This window comes from Pseudazoarcus sp. NS36 (genome assembly GCF_059703705.1).
Map to the genome: position 1 here is coordinate 303,154 of NZ_BAAKJA010000001.1, position 20,298 is coordinate 323,451.

The 20,298-nt window shown below is 62.9% G+C and carries 18 protein-coding genes and 2 tRNA genes; 12 read left to right on the forward strand and 8 right to left on the reverse strand.

The window, feature by feature from the left end:
* Nucleotides 1-43: 43 nt before the first annotated feature.
* Together AC6H0R_RS01445 and uvrB are read right to left on the reverse strand one after the other, a co-directional pair.
* A complete protein-coding gene (locus AC6H0R_RS01445) occupies nucleotides 44-538 on the reverse strand; it encodes a low molecular weight protein-tyrosine-phosphatase (RefSeq protein WP_497579558.1) in 495 nt (164 codons plus the stop codon).
* On the reverse strand, nucleotides 535-2,607 hold the full coding sequence (gene uvrB / locus AC6H0R_RS01450; protein WP_497579559.1) for an excinuclease ABC subunit UvrB: 2,073 nt from the start codon (nucleotides 2,605-2,607) through the stop codon (nucleotides 535-537). Before uvrB ends, AC6H0R_RS01445 begins: the two co-directional genes overlap by 4 nt.
* Before the next feature lie 170 nt (nucleotides 2,608-2,777).
* Between uvrB and AC6H0R_RS01455 the strand changes: the two genes are divergently transcribed.
* From AC6H0R_RS01455 to msbA, 7 genes are all read left to right on the forward strand, one after another.
* Nucleotides 2,778-3,983, forward strand: a complete 1,206-nt coding sequence (locus tag AC6H0R_RS01455) for an amino acid aminotransferase (RefSeq protein WP_497579560.1) — start codon at nucleotides 2,778-2,780, stop codon at nucleotides 3,981-3,983.
* Nucleotides 3,984-4,037: 54 nt separating this feature from the next.
* Nucleotides 4,038-4,113 (forward strand) — tRNA-Asn (locus tag AC6H0R_RS01460).
* Between the two features lie 57 nt (nucleotides 4,114-4,170).
* A tRNA-Asn gene (locus tag AC6H0R_RS01465) sits at nucleotides 4,171-4,246 on the forward strand.
* A gap of 219 nt (nucleotides 4,247-4,465) precedes the next feature.
* The gene (locus tag AC6H0R_RS01470) at nucleotides 4,466-5,521 is read left to right on the forward strand and encodes a hypothetical protein (RefSeq protein WP_497579561.1); all 1,056 of its coding nucleotides are present in this window, start codon (nucleotides 4,466-4,468) and stop codon (nucleotides 5,519-5,521) included.
* Between the two features lie 4 nt (nucleotides 5,522-5,525).
* The gene (locus tag AC6H0R_RS01475; RefSeq protein ID WP_497579562.1) at nucleotides 5,526-6,614 is read left to right on the forward strand and encodes a hypothetical protein; all 1,089 of its coding nucleotides are present in this window, start codon (nucleotides 5,526-5,528) and stop codon (nucleotides 6,612-6,614) included.
* The gene (locus AC6H0R_RS01480) at nucleotides 6,611-7,711 is read left to right on the forward strand and encodes a hypothetical protein (protein WP_497579563.1); all 1,101 of its coding nucleotides are present in this window, start codon (nucleotides 6,611-6,613) and stop codon (nucleotides 7,709-7,711) included. Before AC6H0R_RS01475 ends, AC6H0R_RS01480 begins: the two co-directional genes overlap by 4 nt.
* Before the next feature lie 33 nt (nucleotides 7,712-7,744).
* Complete coding sequence (msbA, locus tag AC6H0R_RS01485; RefSeq protein WP_497579564.1) at nucleotides 7,745-9,529, forward strand: lipid A export permease/ATP-binding protein MsbA; 1,785 nt, start codon at nucleotides 7,745-7,747, stop codon at nucleotides 9,527-9,529.
* 59 nt (nucleotides 9,530-9,588) lie between these two features.
* On the opposite strand, the gene aceA is transcribed toward msbA, so the two are convergent.
* On the reverse strand, nucleotides 9,589-10,890 hold the full coding sequence (aceA, locus tag AC6H0R_RS01490) for an isocitrate lyase (RefSeq protein WP_497579565.1): 1,302 nt from the start codon (nucleotides 10,888-10,890) through the stop codon (nucleotides 9,589-9,591).
* Between the two features lie 344 nt (nucleotides 10,891-11,234).
* Nucleotides 11,235-12,449 (reverse strand): bifunctional alpha/beta hydrolase/OsmC family protein, encoded by a 1,215-nt coding sequence (locus tag AC6H0R_RS01495; protein ID WP_497579566.1) that lies wholly within the window; start codon nucleotides 12,447-12,449, stop codon nucleotides 11,235-11,237.
* Nucleotides 12,450-12,657: 208 nt separating this feature from the next.
* On the opposite strand from AC6H0R_RS01495, the gene AC6H0R_RS01500 reads away from it, so the two are divergent.
* Nucleotides 12,658-13,182 carry a TIGR00645 family protein gene (locus AC6H0R_RS01500; RefSeq protein ID WP_497579567.1) on the forward strand — a complete coding sequence of 175 codons (525 nt, stop codon included), beginning with the start codon at nucleotides 12,658-12,660 and terminating at the stop codon, nucleotides 13,180-13,182.
* Nucleotides 13,183-13,280: 98 nt separating this feature from the next.
* On the forward strand, nucleotides 13,281-14,291 hold the full coding sequence (locus AC6H0R_RS01505; RefSeq protein ID WP_497579568.1) for a radical SAM protein: 1,011 nt from the start codon (nucleotides 13,281-13,283) through the stop codon (nucleotides 14,289-14,291).
* Between the two features lie 18 nt (nucleotides 14,292-14,309).
* Here AC6H0R_RS01505 and AC6H0R_RS01510 read toward each other — a convergent pair whose 3' ends face one another.
* On the reverse strand, nucleotides 14,310-14,774 hold the full coding sequence (locus tag AC6H0R_RS01510) for an Lrp/AsnC family transcriptional regulator (protein ID WP_497579569.1): 465 nt from the start codon (nucleotides 14,772-14,774) through the stop codon (nucleotides 14,310-14,312).
* Between the two features lie 298 nt (nucleotides 14,775-15,072).
* On the opposite strand from AC6H0R_RS01510, the gene leuA reads away from it, so the two are divergent.
* Nucleotides 15,073-16,764: a 2-isopropylmalate synthase gene (gene leuA, locus AC6H0R_RS01515; RefSeq protein ID WP_497579570.1), complete on the forward strand. Its 1,692-nt coding sequence runs from the start codon at nucleotides 15,073-15,075 to the stop codon at nucleotides 16,762-16,764.
* Nucleotides 16,765-16,815: 51 nt separating this feature from the next.
* Here leuA and AC6H0R_RS01520 read toward each other — a convergent pair whose 3' ends face one another.
* The gene (locus tag AC6H0R_RS01520; protein WP_497579571.1) at nucleotides 16,816-17,367 is read right to left on the reverse strand and encodes a TetR/AcrR family transcriptional regulator; all 552 of its coding nucleotides are present in this window, start codon (nucleotides 17,365-17,367) and stop codon (nucleotides 16,816-16,818) included.
* 110 nt (nucleotides 17,368-17,477) lie between these two features.
* Here AC6H0R_RS01520 and AC6H0R_RS01525 point away from each other — a divergent pair, with 110 nt between their 5' ends.
* On the forward strand, nucleotides 17,478-17,993 hold the full coding sequence (locus AC6H0R_RS01525) for an HPP family protein (protein ID WP_497579572.1): 516 nt from the start codon (nucleotides 17,478-17,480) through the stop codon (nucleotides 17,991-17,993).
* A 50-nt stretch (nucleotides 17,994-18,043) separates the two neighbouring features.
* Nucleotides 18,044-18,232 (forward strand): hypothetical protein, encoded by a 189-nt coding sequence (locus AC6H0R_RS01530; RefSeq protein ID WP_497579573.1) that lies wholly within the window; start codon nucleotides 18,044-18,046, stop codon nucleotides 18,230-18,232.
* Between the two features lie 12 nt (nucleotides 18,233-18,244).
* Here the strand turns inward: AC6H0R_RS01530 and AC6H0R_RS01535 are convergent, their stop codons facing one another.
* The gene (locus tag AC6H0R_RS01535; protein WP_497579574.1) at nucleotides 18,245-19,639 is read right to left on the reverse strand and encodes an ATP-binding protein; all 1,395 of its coding nucleotides are present in this window, start codon (nucleotides 19,637-19,639) and stop codon (nucleotides 18,245-18,247) included.
* Nucleotides 19,636-20,295, reverse strand: coding sequence for a response regulator (locus AC6H0R_RS01540; protein ID WP_497579575.1), 660 nt, complete (start codon nucleotides 20,293-20,295; stop codon nucleotides 19,636-19,638). Before AC6H0R_RS01540 ends, AC6H0R_RS01535 begins: the two co-directional genes overlap by 4 nt.
* Nucleotides 20,296-20,298: the final 3 nt, after the last annotated feature.

Below are 20,298 nucleotides of genomic sequence, written 5' to 3' on the forward strand. Positions count from 1 at the left end.
GTTTGTGAAAATACGCGGCGGCGAGAGGCCGGTCAACGCGAGATCAAACGCGGCCGCCCCCGGCAGCGATCCGTTCAAGCAGCCCGCGGACACCGGCTTCGCACAGATCCAGCACGTGCTCGAATCCTCCGCCATCACCGTAGTAGGGATCGGGAACCTCATCGGCTGCCGCCTGCGGCGCACAGGCCATGAACAGATCAACGCGCTGCTGCAGGTGCGGCGGGCATATTCTCTGCATCTGCTCCAGGTGCCCGCGATCCATCGCAAGCACCAGATCAAAACGCTCGAAGTCCGCCAACTCCAGACGTCGGGCACGCTGGGACGAGAGGTCGTAGCCACGTCGCGCGGCCGCCTCCCGGGTACGCGCGTCGGGCGCCTCGCCGACGTGATATCCCTGCGTGCCGGCGGAATCGAACGTCACCGCCACGGACAAGCCTCCTTCGGCAAACATGCGCCGCGCCACCCCTTCGGCGGTTGGCGAGCGACAGATGTTTCCGGTGCATACAAAGAGCACGCGCATCGAACCCTCTGCACTCATGCGTCCCCGCCTCCGTCGTGCACATCCGCGCCGAAGGCGCGCTGACGCAGGCGGAAGAGCTCGTCGCGCATCGCAGCTGCCTGCTCAAACTCAAGATTGCGCGCATGCACCTGCATGGCCTTCTCGAGCTTTTGGATCTCTTTTGCCAGCCCTTTCTCGTCCAGCAGGGCGTAGTCGATGCGGGCGCTGTCGGCTACCCGCGAGGCCTTCACATCGTCGCCGCCGCTGGCATACACGCCGTCGATGATGTCCTTGATGCGCTTGGAGACACTGCGCGGCGTCACGCCATTGGCCTCGTTGAAGGCAATCTGCTTGTTGCGGCGCCGCTCGGTCTCGTCCATGGCGGCCTTCATGGAGCGCGTGACGCGGTCGCCATACAGAATGGCCGTGCCATGCAGGTGGCGCGCGGCGCGGCCGATGGTCTGGATCAGCGAGCGCTCGGAACGCAGAAAGCCCTCCTTGTCGGCATCCAGAATCGCCACCAGCGACACTTCGGGTATGTCCAGCCCCTCGCGCAGCAGGTTGATGCCGACCAGCACGTCAAATTCGCCCAGGCGCAGGTCGCGGATGATCTCGACGCGCTCGACGGTGTCGATGTCCGAGTGCAGGTACCGCACGCGGATGCCGTTCTCCCGGAAGTACTCGGTCAGGTCCTCGGCCATGCGCTTGGTCAGCACCGTGACCAGCACGCGCTCCTCGACCGCCACGCGGCGCTTGATCTCGGACAGCAGATCATCGACCTGCGTGGTCGCCGGGCGCACCTCGATCAACGGGTCGACCAGCCCGGTGGGCCGCACCACCTGCTCGACCACCTGCCCCTGATGCTGGGCCTCGTAGTCGGACGGCGTGGCGGAAACGAACACCGTCTGCGGCATCAGACGCTCGAACTCATCAAACTTGAGCGGCCGGTTGTCCACGGCCGACGGCAGGCGGAAGCCGTACTCGACGAGGTTCTCCTTGCGCGAGCGGTCGCCCTTGTACATGCCGCCGATCTGCGGAATCGCGACGTGCGATTCGTCGACGAACAGCAGCGCGTCCGAAGCCAGGTAGTCGATCAGTGTCGGCGGCGGCTCGCCGGAGGCGCGCCCGGAGAGATGGCGGGAATAGTTCTCGATGCCCTTGCAGAAGCCCATCTCGGCCAGCATCTCGAGGTCGAACAGCGTGCGCTGCTCGATGCGCTGGGCCTCGACCAGCTTGCCGGATCGGTGAAACTGCTCGCGCCGCTCCTTCAGCTCCTGCTTGATGCCCTCGACGGCCTTGAGCACTGTCGCGCGCGGCGTCACGTAATGGCTGGACGGATACACCGTAAAGCGCGCGAGCTTGTGCTTGAGATGCCCGGTCAGCGGATCAAACAGCGTCAGATGCTCGACCTCGTCGTCGAACATCTCGACACGCACCGCCAGTTCGGCGTTCTCGGCCGGGAAGACGTCGATCACATCTCCGCGCACGCGAAAGCAGCCGCGCTGGAAATCAACGTCATTGCGCGTGTACTGCATGGCCACCAAGCGCTCGATCAGATCGCGGTGCGCCATGCGCTCGCCCTCGCGCAGGTGCAACACCATGGCGTGGTAATCGGACGGATCACCGATACCGTAAATGCACGACACGGTGGCCACGATCACCACATCACGACGCTCCAGCAGACTCTTGGTGGCCGACAGGCGCATCTGCTCGATGTGTTCGTTGATCGAGGAATCCTTCTCGATGAACATATCCCGCGACGGTACGTAGGCCTCGGGCTGGTAGTAGTCGTAGTAGCTGACGAAATACTCGACGGCGTTCTCGGGGAAGAACTCGCGAAATTCCGCATACAGCTGCGCCGCCAAGGTCTTGTTCGGGGCAAGCACCAGGGCCGGCCGACCACTGCGTGCAATCACGTTGGCCATGGTGTAGGTCTTGCCCGAACCGGTGACGCCGAGCAGGGTCTGGAACATCAGCCCGTCACCGATGCCTTCGAGCAGCTTTTCGATGGCCGCAGGCTGGTCGCCAGCAGGCGCAAACGGCTGATGCAGACGGAAGGGGCTACCTTCGTAGGTGATGACGCTGTCCGTGCCCGTGGGGCTTGTCATGGTAGACTCTTGCTCCTGTACGTGGGCTGAAAACCGGCAATTCCAGTGGGCATGCGCTGCCCGGCCCCGACCGCCAATTATTTCGCAAATCGTCGCTCAAAGCACGGCCTCATCGCCCCGCCAGGGTAAACGGCTCATGCCTCGCGGCACACCACTCAAAGGGAATGGACATGTCTGCATCGATCTTCGCCAACGTCGAAATGGCCCCGCGCGACCCCATCCTGGGGCTCACCGAAGCCTTCAACGCCGATACCCGCACCGAGAAGGTGAACCTCGGTGTCGGCGTGTACCAGGACGACAACGGCAAGATCCCGCTGCTGGCCTGCGTCAAGGCCGCCGAGAAGGCCCGCGTCGAAGCCGGCCTGCCGCGTGGCTACCAGCCCATCGAAGGCGCAGCCGCCTACAACGGCGCGGTGCAGAGCCTGCTGTTCGGCGCGGACTCCGAAGTGGTCAAGTCCGGCCGCGTGGCCACGTTCGAGACCCTGGGCGGCACCGGCGCACTCAAGGTCGGCGGTGACTACCTCAAGCAGCTGCTGCCGAACGCCACGATGTACCTTTCCGACCCGAGCTGGGAAAACCACCGCCAGGTGTTTGAATCCATCGGCTTCAAGGTCGAAACCTATCCGTACTACGACGCGGCCACCCGCGGCGCGAACTTCCCCGCCATGAAGGCCAAGCTGGCCAGCCTGCCGGCCGGCTCGGTCGTGCTGCTGCACGCCTGCTGCCACAACCCGACCGGCGCCGACATCACCGAAGCGCAGTGGGGTGAAGTGGTCGAGGCCTGCCGTGCGCAGAAACTGGTGCCCTTCCTCGACATCGCCTACCAGGGCTTCGGTGACGGCCCCGAGGCTGACACCGCTGCGGTACGCATGTTTGCCGACAGCGGCATGCAGTTCGTCGTCGCCAGCTCCTTCTCCAAGAATTTCTCTCTGTACGGCGAGCGCGTCGGCGCGCTGTCCATCGTCACCGAGAGCAAGGAAGAAGCCGGCCGCGTGCTGTCGCAGGTCAAGCGCGTGATCCGCACCAATTACTCCAACCCGCCGACCCACGGCGGCATCGTCGCCGCAGCCGTGCTCAACTCCCCCGAGCTGCGCAAGCAGTGGGAAGAAGAGCTGGCCGGCATGCGTGATCGCATCCGCGCCATGCGCACCGGCCTGGTTGAAAAGCTCAAGGCAGCCGGCGTGAAGCAGGACTTCTCCTTCGTCATCGCGCAGCGCGGCATGTTCTCCTACACCGGCCTCACCAAGGACCAGGTGGAGCGTCTGCGCGAAGAGTTCGGCATCTACGCCGTCGGCACCGGCCGCATCTGCCTGGCCGCGCTGAACAGCCGCAACATCGACTACGTTGCCAAGGCCATCGCCGCAGTCGTCCAATAAGTCGCATCGTTTCTTGACCATGAGGCGTGCGTTGCCTAGAATGCGCGCCTCTGTTCCCCGATAGCTCAGTTGGTAGAGCAACGGACTGTTAATCCGTGTGTCCCTGGTTCGAGCCCAGGTCGGGGAGCCAAACAGCGTGTCACGCCGCCTGGCGGGGCACATGCAGTACCCGGAAGTACCTCTTTATTCCCCGATAGCTCAGTTGGTAGAGCAACGGACTGTTAATCCGTGTGTCCCTGGTTCGAGCCCAGGTCGGGGAGCCAGAAACAAGCAAGACGCCGCCTCCGGGCGGCGTCTTGCTTTTGCCCCGGCAATATCCACTTTTTCGCCCACCCGAAAAGCCACTCAACAAATTCAGGCTGGTAGTGCTGCCCCTGCTCGCGCAGAATGCGCAGGATCCGGAACTGCAGAGCACGGCCGCCGCGAAGAACAAGACGCCTCGGCACTCTTCGCCAACACATCAGGGCCTTCCTCGATAAGCAATGCTGACCCGCTACACACTCCGAAAGTATGCGTCGGCCTTGCGTACCGACCCCCTCCGCAAGCTGCTGCGGCATCGACACCGCCGTGAGGACGAACTTCGCGCGGAGTACGAAAAACTGTCGGTGAGTGAGCAGCCGGACACCTACGCTCTGTACCGCATCATCGGCAACGACCTCCCCCCGCGACACACGGCCGGTCAGACCGAGAGCAATCTCCGCTTCATCCTGGAACACGAGCCCCGACTGGAGGCTTGCGAGAAGCGCTGGATCGTCAACCGCATTCACAACCCGGCCCGCGAAGAGATGGTCCTGCGGCTGCTTGATGAGTTTGAGCAGCCCTACGAGCACATCCCGTTTGTTGCCGAGGAGTATCGACAGATCGGCCTGGACTACAGCTGCCTGCCGGACCCGGACTATCTCGAAAGCGCAGCCTGCCGCCGCCTGACCGAAGATCAGCGCACCCGCCTGACCCTCGCACTCAATCGCCTCAAGACCAACTACATCATGAATGTGAACGGGGCGCGCAACCTGGCATTGAGTCTTGGCTCGCAGCGCAGCAAATGGGTGCTCCCGCTCGATGGCGGATGCTTCTTCACGGCACCTGCCTGGTCGGAGCTGACCCACGCAATCGGGCAGCGCCCGTGGTACCCGTACGTTCTGATACCAATGTGCCGTATCGAGGACAACCGCCAGTTGCTCGACCCTTGCTTTTACGCACGCCCCATCGACGAACCTCAGATGGTGTTCCGCCGCGACACTGCAGAGAGGTTCGACCCGACTTTCACCTATGGACGCCGTGACAAACTTGAGCTGTTCTGGCGTCTGGGCGTGCCGGGCCCATGGCACGACCTGCGCGACGACCCATGGGACTTGCGCCGCAACCGAGTCTCAGCCGACGAAGGAATCTTTACCGCGGCCGGCTGGATATGCCGTCTGTCCAGTGGCGAGCCCCCTCCGTCTGACCCGAAAATCTCCACGAGCAAGCGCTTTCGCCAACGCCAGATCGCAATCCTCGCAATGATCGAACAGGCCGACGCCGGTCTCGCCAAGGACTGAACGCATGCAGCTGATTCTTCATATCGGGATGCCCAAGACCGGCTCCACCGCCCTGCAGAATGCCCTGACGGCCATGAGCCCAGCTCTGCGCGAGCGTGGCATCTTGTTTCCAACGCCGACGACAGGCTTCAACAACCACAACTTCCTGTGGTTGTTGACCGAGAATCCGGACTGTCTGACAGGCATGTTTCGCGACAAGATCCGGCGAAATCCAAACTATCTGACACACACGATTCCGGCGGCATGGAACACCGTTCGTTCGGACATCCAGCAATACAGACCGCACAAACTCATACTGTCTAGCGAGATGCTGTTCTATGCGCTCTCGCATGATCATCGCGGCTTGCTGCGCGAGAAACTGCGCAGCCTGAGCGATGAAATCGTGACGATTGCCTACTTCCGGCAGCCCTCCCGTCAGTACCTCTCGGCAACACAACAGCGATTGCGCGAAGATGCCGGCAATTTCGCACCTCCTGCACCGGTTTACACCAGAAACTTCATCGAGAGTTGGGAAGAATGCATGAGCAACAAGCTGGTCGCGCTACGCTATGATCGCTCAGCATTGCTGCACGGGGACATCACCGCCGACTTCCTGTCCCGCTGCCTCGAACCCACCGAATCCGCCGGTATAGAAATCCCTCACGTTTCGGCCAATGAATCGCTCAGCGCTGAATCGATGGAGATTCTGCAAGACTATCGTCGCACCATCCATCCAAAAGGCGATGACGATCGATTCGACGACATCATTGCCTTGCGCCGTGCGCTCGTAGAGGTCGAGGCCTCGGGTGTACCCAGCAGCAAGCCAGAGCTGCATCCCGAACTTGCGGAGTACATCGATTACTCGAGTACCGATCTGTGCTGGCTACGCGAACGCTATGGCCTGACTTTCCCCAGTCTGGACTACGCACGCATCGCCGATCGGCCCATTCCTCCCTTACCAAAGAATCTGCGCGTATCGGACATCTGTCCGTTAGACCCGCGCAAGAAGGACGCGCTATACGCGCATGCACTCAAACTCATCCATGACAAGCTCACGCATCGGCTGGAAAAGCGCAAGCGCAAACAGCGCTCACTGTTCGGCTGGTTCCGTTGAAACTCATGCCCTGGACCTACAAGCTCAAGAAGCGCTTGTCCGAAATCACCGGAGACCCGTTCCGGGCTCTGCGTCGACGCAGGCATCGTCAGGATGCGTCGCTGCGCGAGGAATATGGCAGCCTGGGTATCAGCCAGGAAGCCGACACCTACGGGCTCTACCGCGTCATCGGCAATGACCTGCCGCCGCGACACCACAATGGCCAGACCCTGGAGAGCCTGCGCTTCATCCTTGAGCACGAGCCGGTGCTGGAGCGGTGCGAGAAGCGCTGGATCATCAACCGCATCTACGACCCGCAACGCCAGGCCGACATCATTGCGCTACTTGAACGCTTCGGACAACGCTACGACCTCATCCCCTTCGAGTTCGACGAGTACCGCAAGCTCGGCACTGATACGAACTGCCTGCCTCACCCCGATTACCTCGACAGCTGGGAGTATCGCCGGCTCGACGAACGTGCACGCTTGCGGCTTGAGCTCGCCCTGTTGCGCCCGAAAGTCCTGTACGCGATGAACATCAATGCAGCACGCAACCGGGCCCTGCATGACGGCAAATGCCAGTTCAAATGGGTGCTGCCCTGGGATGGAGCGACCTTCGTCACCACCAACGCATGGAACGATATCCGGCGCTCCATCGAAAGTCGCCCGCATCTCCGCTACTTTCTAGTCCCGCTGACGCGCATTGAGGAGAACCGCCTTCTTCTCAAAGCCGACTTCTACCGGACACCACAGGATGAACCGCAGATCATCGTGCGCCGCGACAGCCGGGAAGAATTCGACCCTGAGTTGCCCTACGGCAACCGCAACAAGATCGAGCTGTTCGCACGCCTGCGCGTCCCTGGCCCGTGGCTGACGCTCACCGACGACCCCTGGGATTTGCCGCGCAAGAGAATATCGCCCGAAGAAGGTCAGTTCGCGTTCGCCGGCTGGGTTGCCCGGCTTGCCAGCGGGACTTCAATCACCAGCAGTACCCACCCTCTCCGGCAAGACATGCGCAAGATTCACGACCTGCGCCTGCAGGGCATCCGAACCATGATCGAACAGATCGACCGTGATGCCGCCGTTCCCGGAACCGTCGCTCACCAGGCGCTCGGGTAAAGTGAAGCCCAATCTGCACTTGCCCACAGCCTGATGACACGAAGACGCGACAGCAAACCCGCTACTTCGGACATGGCCCTGTTCCGGCGCTCGGCGTCGTTGCTGGTGCCCTACTGGCCGCTGTTCGTGCTCAGCATCGCTGGCTTCAGCCTCTACGCTTCGGGCCAACCCGCGATGGCGTGGATCCTCAAAGGCTTTGTGGACGGCATCAACAACCCGGAGCAAGCCTTTGTGCTCGGCATGCCGATGCTCTACGGCTTCCCGCTGATCCTGATTCTTGTCACCGTCTATCAGGGCGTTGGCTCCTTCATTGGCAGCTACACCCTCACCCGGGTCTCGCAGATGATCGGCCACAACCTGCGCAAGCGCCTTTTCCGGCACTTGCTGGCGCTGCCCGAGGAGTATTTCGACGCCCACAAGAAAGGACACATCCACACGCGCGTCACGGCCAATGTCGGCACGGTTGTCAGTTCGGTCACCGAATCGCTGCAGATCCTGTTCAGAGACGGCCTCAGCGTCATTGCACTGCTGGCCTTTCTGATGTGGCAGGACTGGCGTCTGACGCTGACGCTGTTCCTCGCCGCCCCACCCCTGCTGCTGTTGGCACGAAGCGGTGCGAAGCGCTTCCGCTCCATCAGTCGCGATATCCAGAAGGCGATGGGCAACGTCACCCAGGTGCTGACCGAAGTCGTTGGCGCCCATCGCACGGTACGCAGCTTTGACGCGTCGGAGCAGGAGTATCAGCGCTTCCGCAGGACACTCAAGGAGAACATGGCACGCCAGCTGCGTCTGGTGAAGATCAGTGCCGTATTCACTCCCATCGTCCAGCTCATCACGGCCGTCGCGCTGGCCGGCGTGATGTTCATGGTGCTCTATTTCCGCGCCGAAGCCACCGCCGGAGACCTGATCGCCTACATCACCGCTGCTGCGCTGCTGCCCAAACCGATGCGTCACCTGTCCGAGCTGAGCGTCAACCTGCAGCGCGGGCTGGCAGCGGCCGAGAACGTTTTCGGATTCTTCAACGTTGCCACCGAGGGCGAGGGCGGACCCCGTCGCGTCGAGCGGGTCGCAGGCTCGATTCGCGTCGAAGGCCTTGATTTCGCCTACGCCACGTCGACATCGCCGGTGCTGCAGGGCGTGTCGTTTGGAATCCCTCCCGGCCAAACCTGTGCGCTGGTCGGCCGGTCGGGCAGCGGGAAATCGACCCTGGCGACGCTGCTCCCGCGCTATTACAGCTGTGCCGATGACCAGATCTTCATCGACGATGTCGACATCAATCAGTACAACCTCAAAGACCTGCGCCGACAGATTGCGGTGGTGTCACAGGAAGTCCAGCTTTTCAATGACACCATTCACAACAACATCGCCTATGGCGAGCTGGCCAACGCCACACCGGAAGCAGTCGCCGCGGCGGCGCAGGCTGCCCATATCGCTGAGTTCATCGAAGGCCTTGAGCACGGTTACCAGACGCTCATCGGCGCACATGGCACACAGCTGTCCGGCGGACAGCGCCAGCGTATCGCCATCGCCCGCGCTTTCCTCAAGAATGCGCCGATCCTCATCCTCGACGAGGCCACTTCGGCGCTAGACAACACCACTGAAAGTGCCATCCAGAAGGCATTGGCCGAGTTGCGCGCAGGGCGCACGACCATGATCATTTCGCATCGCCTGTCATCGGTCATGGATGCGCAGCAGATCCTCGTGCTCGAAGACGGCCGCATTGTCGAGCGTGGTACCCACGAGCAGTTGCTACGCGCCAACGGCGCCTACGCCACGCTGTTCCGACGCGAGAGCGCCGACGGCGAAGCCGCTCTGTAACCGAAACGGAAACGGCCACCGACAGGTGGCCGTTTCCGTCGCGTGAGCAGCAACAAGGCTCAGTGAAACTGCTCTTCCTCGGTCGAGCCGGTCAGCGCAGTCACGCTGGACTTGCCCCCCTGGATCACCGTGGTCACGTCGTCGAAGTATCCGGTGCCGACTTCCTGCTGATGCGACACGAAGGTATAGCCGCGATCCCGCGCGGCGAACTCGGGCTCCTGCACTTTCTCGACATAGGCGCTCATGCCGCGACGGGCATAGTCGTGCGCCAGATCGAAGGCGTTGAACCACATCGAGTGGATGCCCGCCAGCGTGATGAACTGGTACTTGTAGCCCATCGCGCCAAGCTCACGCTGGAATTTGGCGATGGTCGCGTCGTCCAGGTTCTTCTTCCAGTTGAACGACGGCGAGCAGTTGTAGGCCAGCATCTTGCCCGGGTGCGCACGCTGCACCGCCTCGGCAAAGCGCTTGGCAAAGTCCAGGTCCGGCGTGCCGGTCTCGCACCACACCATGTCAGCGTACTCGGCGTAGGCCACGGCGCGCGATACCGCCTGATCGAAGCCCTTGTAGGTGCGGTAGAAACCTTCCGGCGTGCGCTCGCCAGTGATGAAGGGTTTGTCGTTCTCGTCGTGGTCGCTGGTCACCAGATCGGCAGCCTCGGCATCGGTGCGGGCAATCACCAGCGTCGGCACACCCATCACGTCGGCCGCCAGTCGCGCCGCGATCAGCTTCTGGTTCGATTCATTGGTCGGCAACAGCACCTTGCCGCCAAGGTGGCCACACTTCTTCACGGACGACAGCTGATCCTCCCAGTGCACCCCGGCCGCACCGGCGCGGATCATCGCCTTCATCAGCTCAAAGGCATTCAGCACGCCACCGAAACCAGCCTCGGCATCCGCCACGATCGGCGCGAAGTAATCAACGTAGCCAGCATCGCCCGGATTCACGCCCTTGCTCCACTGGATCTGATCGGCGCGCTCAAAGGTGTTGTTGATGGACTGCACCACCTGCGGCACGGAATTGACCGGGTACAACGACTGGTCCGGGTACATCGCGCCATAGGTGTTGTTGTCGGCCGCCACCTGCCAGCCCGACAGGTAGATGGCCTTAACGCCGGCCTTGACCTGCTGCATGGCCTGCCCGCCGGTGAGCGAGCCCAGGCAGTTCACATACGGCGTCTCGGTGACGAGCTTCCACAGCTTTTCGGCACCGACGCGGGCAAGCGTGCTTTCAGCCTGGATGGAGCCGCGCAGACGCACGACGTCTTCTGCCGAATACGGGCGCTTGATGCCCTTCCAGCGCGGGTTGGTTGCCCAGTCGTGTTTCAGGGCGGCGATCTGCTGCTCTCGGGTCATGGTCATGGCGTACTCCGTCAGGCCGGTTATGGATCACGAAGGCCGCCGCGCCGCTGACCTGGTCACGCTTGCACGGTCTTGCCTCCTGCCCCCGCTGTCGGCATCGAAACCGGCAGCGCGTGAGAAACAGTATAGGCATCATGCGGCGGCGCAACAACAACTCTTATATAAGACATAAGATTTATATTTTTATTTATTTTCAATGCTATAGAGAGTTATTTTTGCATTACGAAACCGTATTTGACTTCATGAAATGACTCTCTCCTGCGTCGCGGCAGGAACCGGCCGCACAGACACGCCCCCGGTCCAGCTGGACGCCTCACACCCGGCAGCCCCCATGAACCAGCGACTCACGCATCAGCCGGTGTGGTCACGATGTGAATCGGCTCAACCAGCGTGCGATGCACCGGGCACTTGTCAGCAATCTCCATCAGGCGCTCACGCTGCTCACCATCCAGATCACCCGTGATACGAATCTCGCGCGTGATCTCGGTGATCTGCCCGTTTTTGTCTTCACATGCCTCACAGTCCGCCGCGTGCACGCGGCGCTGGCGCAGATGCACCGTAACCTCGTCCAGCGCCATCTTCTTGCGGCGTGCGTACATGCGCAGCGTCATCGCCGTGCAGGCGCCCAGACCCGCCAACAGGTAGTCATAGGGCGATGGCCCCAGATCCGCCCCACCCATGGCCGCCGGCTCGTCGGCAATCTGCGTGTGACGGCCCGCCCGTACCGTGCACGTGAAGCCCTCCGGATCGACTTGCGAAACCGACACCGCGCCCTCTTCCGGCGCGGCCTGCTCGGCCACCTCCGGCAGATAGCGCTCCGCCCACACGGCAATCACGCGGGCCACGTAGGTGGCGTCTGCATGCTTGCGCAGCAGGTGGTCGGCAGTATCGAGCGACACAAAGCTCTTCGGATGCAGCGCCGCCTCATAGATGCGGCGGGCCTGATCGACGTCCACGATTTCGTCACGCGGTGAGTGCATCACCAGCAACGCGCGCCCCAAATGCGAGACGCGGTCGCGGATGCGAGTGGCCTCCAGATCATCCAGAAAGGCACTGGTGATCGTGAACGGTCGCCCGCCCAGGTCGACCTCGAGCGCGCCTTGCTTGCGGATCGCCTCTTCGTGCCCTTCGAACAGATGCTTCACGTGCACCGGTTCCGCAGGCGCTCCCACTGTCACCACCGCCTTCGCTTCAGCAATGTGCTCAGCAGCTGCCAGCACAGCCGCCCCGCCCAGGCTGTGCCCCACCAGTACCGTTGGCGCCTGATGGTGCTCGCGCAGATGCTCAGCCGCACACACCAGGTCAGCCACGTTCGAGCTGAAGCTGGTGTTGGCAAACTCGCCTTCACTTGCCCCCAGCCCGGTGAAGTCAAAGCGCAGCACCGCCAGGCCGCTCTCCACCAGACCGGCGCTGATACGTGACGCCGCGAAGATGTCCTTGCCGCAGGTAAAGCAGTGCGCAAAAAGCACCCACGCGCGCGGCACCCCGGCCGGCAAGTCCAGCCGCGCCGCCAACAGGCTTCCGTCGTGACCGGGGAATTCGAGTTTCAGCGATTTCATGTCGTCACCTCGTGATGGGCCCCATCCGGACCAGATTCAACTGCAGCAGAAAACCTCTCCTTGACCAAGTGCGCACAACACCGGCCCGCGGTGGGCAACGCAGCCAGCAACACGCACCATAGCGCGCGCGTGTTTCCGAAAACGCACTTCCCGGGGCGACCAGGACATCACGGCGCTATCCTTTACGCTCTCAGCCTCGGAGGCGACCATGCAGCCAAGCACCGGCAAGTTCGAACGTATCCTCGAATCCACCATCTTCGCCAGCCGCTGGCTGCTCGCACCCTTCTTCATCGGCCTGATCCTGGCCATCGGCGTACTGCTCATCAAGTTCGCCAAGGAACTGATCGCGCTGTTTGGCGGAGCACTCGGCATCATCGAACACGACACGGTGATTTCCATCCTCACCCTGGTCGACACCGCCCTGATCGCGGTGTTGCTGCTCATCATCGTGTTCAGCGGTTACGAGAACTTCGTATCTAAACTCGCCATCGGTTCACACGAAGATCGGCCCGCCTGGATGGGCAAGGTCGGCTTTGCCGACCTGAAGATGAAACTCATCAGCGCCATCGTCGCCATCTCGGCGGTCGAACTGCTCAAGGCTTTTCTGGTGAGCACCACGCTGACAAGCGAACAACTGATGTGGAAGGTGCTGATTCACCTGACTTTCGTCGTATCGGGGCTGCTGTTTGCAGTGTCGGACTGGATCAGTGAGAGCAGGAAGCAGGGCAAATAAGCGGGAACGTGCGCTTCACCACGCATTGAGACAGTGCGCTCCCACCTCACACCCACCCCGTACTAAGATGGAGCCACACCAATCGCTACGACAATGACATGCAACCCGAAAATGCACGCCATAGCCGGATCATCAACGGGTATGTCGTTCCACCCACACACCTTGAACTGATCGCCGTCGACCACTGCAACATCACCTGTGCGGGCTGCAACCACGCCTCCCCCGCCATGCCGCCCTGGTTCGCTGACCCCGATGTCGTGCACAGGGATTTCTCGATCCTTGCGCGCATCTATCAACCAAAGTTCATCAAGCTGCTTGGAGGTGAGCCGCTGATGCACCGTGATCTGCCGGCCCTGATCGACGCAGTACGCTCTGCCGGCATGAACTGCCCGATTTCCCTCGTCACAAACGGCATGCTGCTGCACAAGGCACCGGACGCACTCTGGCAGGCCATCGACCAGATCGAGCTATCGGTCTACCCGGGTGCAGGGCCGGCGGAAAATCTCGATCTGGCTCGCGAACGGATGGCTGCAATGGGCAAGCCACTGAAGGTATTCCACTACGACACCTTCCGAGCAACGTTCACCCTCAAGGGCACGCAGGATCAAGCACTCATCCGCAGTATTTACACAGCGTGCAAGGTCGCCAATTTCTGGGGATGTCACGGTGTGCGTGACGGATTCTTCTACAAATGTCCGCAGAGCATGTACGCCGGACGGCTGACGGGCGGCATCAGCGCGCGTGACAGAATTTCGATCAGTGATCGTCCGACACTGCAGGCCGAATTGTTCGAATTCGTCAATTCCCCCGAGCCGCTTGATGCCTGTTCCCATTGCCTTGGCACCGTCGGCATCCAGGAGCGACACGCCCTGCCGCAGCGCGGGCGCTGGCGCGAATCCATTGATCGCAGCTCAGAGGAACTGACTGACTACACCTGGCTGGAGCAGTCACTCGTCCGCTTTGACGAACCGGATGATTGCAAGATCCCTGGCCCCTCGAAGTCGCCCTCCCAAAACCGCCTTCGCGCCTTGCTCGCCCGCTTGTCGGGCAGACACCCCAAGCCCACACGCGGGCGGAGGCAGAAAGTCATTCCGATCCGAGAAGAATAGCGAGCAATAGCCTCGCGCTCACCCCACCGGCAACGCCCCCCGATCCACCACCCGCCGCATCACAAAGCTCGAATGCACCCCCGTCACCCCTTCAATGCGGGTGACGCGGTTGAGCAGCAGGTTCTGGTAGTCGTCCATGTCGGTGACCACCGCCTTCAACTGGTAGTCGGCTTGCTGACCGGTGATGAGCAAGCATTCGACGATGTTGGGGATTTCGGCGATGCGCGCCTCGAAGTTGGCGAAGCGCTCGGGCGTGTGTTTATCCATGCTGATGTGGATCAGCGCCATCAGCGACAGGCCCAGCGCCTTGGGGTCGAGCACAGCGCGGTAGCCGATGATCAGGCCGGATTCTTCCAGCGCGCGCACGCGGCGCAGGCAGGGTGAGGGCGACAGGCCGATGCGGTCGGCGAGGTCCTGGTTGCTGATGCGGCCATCCTGCTGGAGGACTTCAAGAATGGCGCGGTCGTAGCGGTCTAGATTCATGCTTGCGTAGCCCGAATGCGTTTGATGGGCAATTTATACGCCTAAATTCAATTAGTGCGCAACAATCTGCCAACTCCACCCCGATTCAAAACCGGATTCGCAAGCTCATGCCTGGAGCACAGGCGTAAACTTCTCCCATCGAAGTGACGGCCATGCCCGCGGCAGATCGAGACCCGACACCCCGCGCACCGCCACCCGGCCACAAGCCAGGGGCGACAGGCAGAGCGAAGCGCCACCCGCGTTTTCGCCCCCTGCCCGGCTGCCCGGCACTCCTACACCAGCCAAAGCGAGCGCGAACATGTTGAGAGATCCGTCCACCAAGTACCACGCCTACCCGCCGGTCAATCTTCCCGACCGTACCTGGCCGAACAAGACGATCACCAAACCGCCGATCTGGATGAGTACCGATCTGCGCGACGGCAACCAGGCCCTCTTCGAGCCGATGAATGGCGAGAAGAAGCTGCGCATGTTCAAGATGCTGTGCGAGATCGGCCTGAAGGAGATCGAGGTGGCGTTCCCTTCGGCTTCGCAGACCGAGTTCGATTTCGTGCGCAAGCTCATCGAAGAAGGCCACATCCCCGAAGACGTGACCATCGAGGGCCTCACGCAGGCACGCGAGCCGCTGATCCGCCGCACCATCGAGTCGCTCGCCGGTGCACGCCGCGCCATCGTGCACGTCTACAACGCCACGTCGGACCAGTTCCGCGAGGTGGTGTTCGGCTTCAGCCGCGAAGAGGTCAAGGCCATGGCGGTGGACGCGGTCAAGCTCATCAAGGAGCTCACCGCGCAGCACCCGGAAACCGAGTGGGTGTTGCAGTACAGCCCCGAGACCTTCAGCGACACCGAGCTCGAGTTCGCCAAGGAAGTGGTCGATGCAGTCACCGCGGCCTGGGGCGCCACGCCGGACAACAAGGTCATCATCAACCTGCCGGCCTCGGTGGAAGTGGCCACGCCCAACATCTACGCCGACAAGGTCGAGTGGATGCACCGCAACCTCGCCCGCCGCGACAGCGTGATCCTCAGCCTGCATCCGCACAATGACCGCGGCACCGCCGTGGCCGCAGCCGAGCTCGGCATCATGGCCGGCGCGGATCGTGTGGAAGGCTGCCTCTTCGGCAACGGTGAGCGCACCGGCAACGTCGACCTCGTCACTTTGTCGATGAACCTGTACACCCAGGGCATCTGGCCGGGGCTGGACTTCTCCGACATCAACACCATCGCGCGCACCGCCGAGCACTGCACGCAGTTGCCGGTGCATCCGCGCCATCCGTGGGTCGGCGATCTGGTCTACACCGCCTTCTCCGGCTCGCACCAGGACGCCATCAAAAAAGGCTTCGCCAAGCAGAAGCCGGATGCGAAATGGAACGTGCCCTACATGCCGATGGACCCGGCCGACGTGGGCCGCAGCTACGACTCGGTGATCCGCGTCAACAGCCAGTCCGGCAAGGGCGGCATCGCCTTCCTGCTCGAAGCCGAGTACGGCATGGTCATGCCGCGCCGTCTGCAGGTGGAGTTCTCGGCCGAGGTGCAGCGCGTCACCGACACCGAAGGCGGCGAGATGACAGCGGAGTCGATCTGGAAGCTGTTCAACCAGACCTACCTCGACACCGCCAGCCCGGTGCGCTACGTCGAGCACCACCTGTTCGAGCAGGGCAAGGTGCAGGGCATCCGCATCACGGTGGAGAAGGACGGCGTCACGCACATGCTCACCGGCGAGGGCAACGGCCCCATCGACGCCGCCGTGCATGCCTTGCGTGCGCAGGGCTTCTCGATCGACGTACGCAGCTTCGAGGAGCGTTCGATGCCGTCGGTGGGCGAAGGCAGTCACGCCCAGGCCTGCGCCTTCATCGAAGTGACGGCGCCCGGCGTGGCCGGCGACCGCTACGGTGTGGGCATCGACCCCAACATCGTCACGGCCTCGATCAAGGCGCTGATCAGCGGTGTGAACCGCGTCACCGGCCACAGCGTGGGCGAAGCCAAGGCGGCCTGAAGCTGCTCGGCTGACAACTGCAAGGGCGACGGTGCAGACCGTCGCCCTTTTTCATATGGCCGACTGCGTCAGCACCGCCGCCAGCGCACGGGCCTCGGCCTCCAGCGCTTCATCGGGGCCGGATACCTGCGCCGCCACCGTCAGCCCTTCTCCGAGCAGGAAAAGCTGCATGCCGGTCGACTCCGGTGCGGGCAGCCCTGCCTCGCGGCACACGCTGACGAGGTAGTCACGCAGCAGCCGCTTGTGCTCGGCGGCAATGCCGTGCGCGGCATCCGACGCCGCCGGAAACTCGGCTGCGGCGTTGATGAAGGCACAGCCGTGAAAGCCGGGCTCGCGCGTCCATTCGATGACGAACTCCACATAGGCCGCCGGCCGCGCAGGCACCGGCGCGGCTTCCACACGCGTCTGCATCTTCAGCAGGAACTGCTCGTCGCGATGGCGCAGCGCCGCCTGCACCAGTTCTTCCTTGGTCGGGAAATAACGGTACAGCGTGCGCTTGGTGACATTGCCCTCGCGGCTCAGCTGATCGACACCGGTGACATGAAAGCCCTGTCGATAGAACAGCTCAAAGGCGCTCTGGACCAGATCTTCACGTTTTTTCATGGGTCGAGTATGGCGTGCGCACGTAAAAAAGTACACCGATCGGTTTACTAAGTAGACAGATCGGTGTACTTTTGCATCAGGCCATTTCCGGCCCATCTCTGGAGATCATCATGTCCAACAGCCCGCGCACGGTTTCCGCACCCGCCCCCGTCACGCTGCCGCCCGCCCCGCCGCTGCGCTTCCTCCTCATCTCGACGATTGGCGCGATTCTCGCCATCGCCATCACCGGCTGGCTGACCGAGACCTCCGGCTACATGTGGCAGATGGCACCATTCGGCGCAACCTGCGTGCTCGCCTTCGGGCTGCCCGACAGTCCGTTGGCACAACCGCGCCACATCCTCGGTGGACATCTGGTCGCCACCACCTTTGGTCTGCTCGCCCTGTGGCTGATCGGTGACGGCTGGCTCAGCATGGCCATTGCCACCGGCCTGTCTCTGGGCGCAATGCAGGCGCTGCGCGTGGTTCACCCGCCGGCGGGCGCCAACCCGATGGTCGTCATCGCCAGTCACGCGACGCCCGAATTCCTGCTCACGCCGGTACTGCTCGGCTCCCTCGCAATCATTGCCGTGGCATGGGTGGTGAACAACCTGCGCAAACGCGGCAGCTACCCGCGCTACTGGTTGTAAGTGCGTACTCCATTGAGGAACCCGAGAGCAGCGCAGCGCCTCCGACCTGCATGATCGATGTGGTCGTGAAACTGCTGAACTGGTTCTTCAACTCTTTTGAGCGCCGCTTTCTCCTGCATCTGGGACGCAAGCCGGCCCCGAAGGGACGGGTCTGCCCGAATTGCGACGGTTCAGGCCTGCTCAGCGACAGCGGAGATGTCTGCCCGGCCTGCAATGGCAGCGGGCGGGTGGATGCGTGAGACGCGGGAGATTCATTTGGCGGCGTCGTGCACCGGCAACTCGACGATCACACTCAGGCCACCCAGGGCGGAGTCGCCAAAACGCAGGCGCCCGTCGTGCAATTCCACTACACGCCGGGCGATCGACAAGCCGAGCCCCGCGCCGCCGCCCTCGTCCAGCCGACAGAAGCGCTCTGCAAGACGCACACGGTCAGCCGCGGGGACACCGGGGCCATTGTCTTCGACGCACAAACGCAATACGTGCTGCTCGCGTTCCAGACTGACCCGCACGCGCCCGCCTTGCGGCGCGTGCCGGATGGCGTTGCCGACCAGGTTCCGGACCAGAGTGCCGATGCCGGCTGCGTCGCACGCGATGCGCAGATCGAGCGCATCGTCGGCACAGTAGTCGATGTCCTGCCCGCGTGCCAACGCCAGCGGGGTCAGTTCCGCCAGCTCCTCGCGCACCAGCGCACCGAGATCATGTCGCGCATGCTGCAGCCCGGCCGCACCGGGCTCCAGCCTCGCCAAGGTCAGCAATTGCTCGACCACCCGGGTGGCACGCTCCACCCCACCACCCAGCGCATGCAGCGATTGCGCACGGTCCGCCGGATCTGCCGCCTCAACCGCGTTCTGCGCCTGGATGCGCAGCACGGCCAACGGCGTACGCAACTCGTGCGCGGCATCGGCGAGGAAGCGCTTCTCGCGGCCCAACACCGCATCAACCTGTGCCAGCAAGCGGTTGAGCGCAGCGATCACCGGCTCCAGCTCGGCGGGCAGCGGTGCCATCGACATCGGCGCGAGATTGTCGGCGTCGCGTGCGCGAATGGTGGCCACCATGCGCTGCAGCGGCGCCAGCCCCCAGCCAATGGCGAGCCACACCAGCAAGGCAATCAAGGGCAAGCCGACCGCATCGGGCAACAGGCTGCGCAGCGTGATGCTGCTGACCAGCTCCCCGCGCACGTCGTCGCGTTCCGCAACCACCACCGAGCGCGCCGTGCCCTCTTCGCCCAGTACGAACACACGCCAGCCGTGGCCAGCCAGCCGCACATCGTAGTAACCCGGCGCCCGGCCCTGAGGCAGCGCCTCGACCAGCCCTGGCGGAGCGCTGGCCGAGTCCAGCAGCACCTCTGCGTTTTCATCGAGGAGCAGGAAGGCCAGTTTGGTTTCGTAGCGGTGTCCGGCTTCCGGGCTCCCGCTGCGCGCAATCGCCGCGTCCAGTGCGCGCTGCACGGCCTGACGCCCCTGAGGATCAAAGCCGGCATCGAGCATGCCCAGAATCAGACGGGCACTGCGCGCAAGCTGGGCGTCGAACAGCTCTTCGGTTTCATGACGGGCATCGAAATAGCCCTTGGCCGAGAGCAAGGTCATGGCCACGGCGAGCAGGCCAAGCACCGAGAACATCACGCGCGAACGGATCGAACGCCTCATGCCTTGTCCGCCAGATAGCCCACGCCGCGTACGGTACGGATCAGGTCCGGGAAGAACTTGCGTCGCAGGTGATGGACGTGCACTTCGAGCGCGTTGCTCTCGACCTCTTCATCCCAGCCGTACAGCACCTGTTGCAGCTTGTCGCGCGTAAACACCCGCCCCGGCTGGCTGAGCAGCTCGTGCAGCAGCAGAAACTCCTTGCGCGTCAGCGATATGGGTTTGTCGTCGAGCGTGACGGTCTGCGCAGCCGGATCAAGCGCGATATTGCGGTACACCAACGCCGGCTGCGGACGGTTGAAGCTGCGCCGCAACAAGGCGCGCAGACGCGCCTTGAGCTCGGCCACGTCAAACGGCTTGATCAGGTAATCGTCGGCGCCGGCATCCAGCCCGGCAATACGGTCTGAGGTGGCGTCACGCGCCGTGAGCACCAGCACCGGCAAGGGATTGCCCGCTGTGCGCAAGGCGCGCAACACCTCCAGCCCGTCCATGCGTGGCAAGCCAAGGTCGAGGATGACGATATCGAAGCTCTCGGTGGTGAGGGCATGCAGCGCACTGCGGCCATCCTGCAACCAGTCGACGGTATAGCTCTCCGGCTTGAGCGCTACCCGGATACCCTCGCCCAGATCCGCGTCATCTTCGACCAGCAATACCCGCATTCA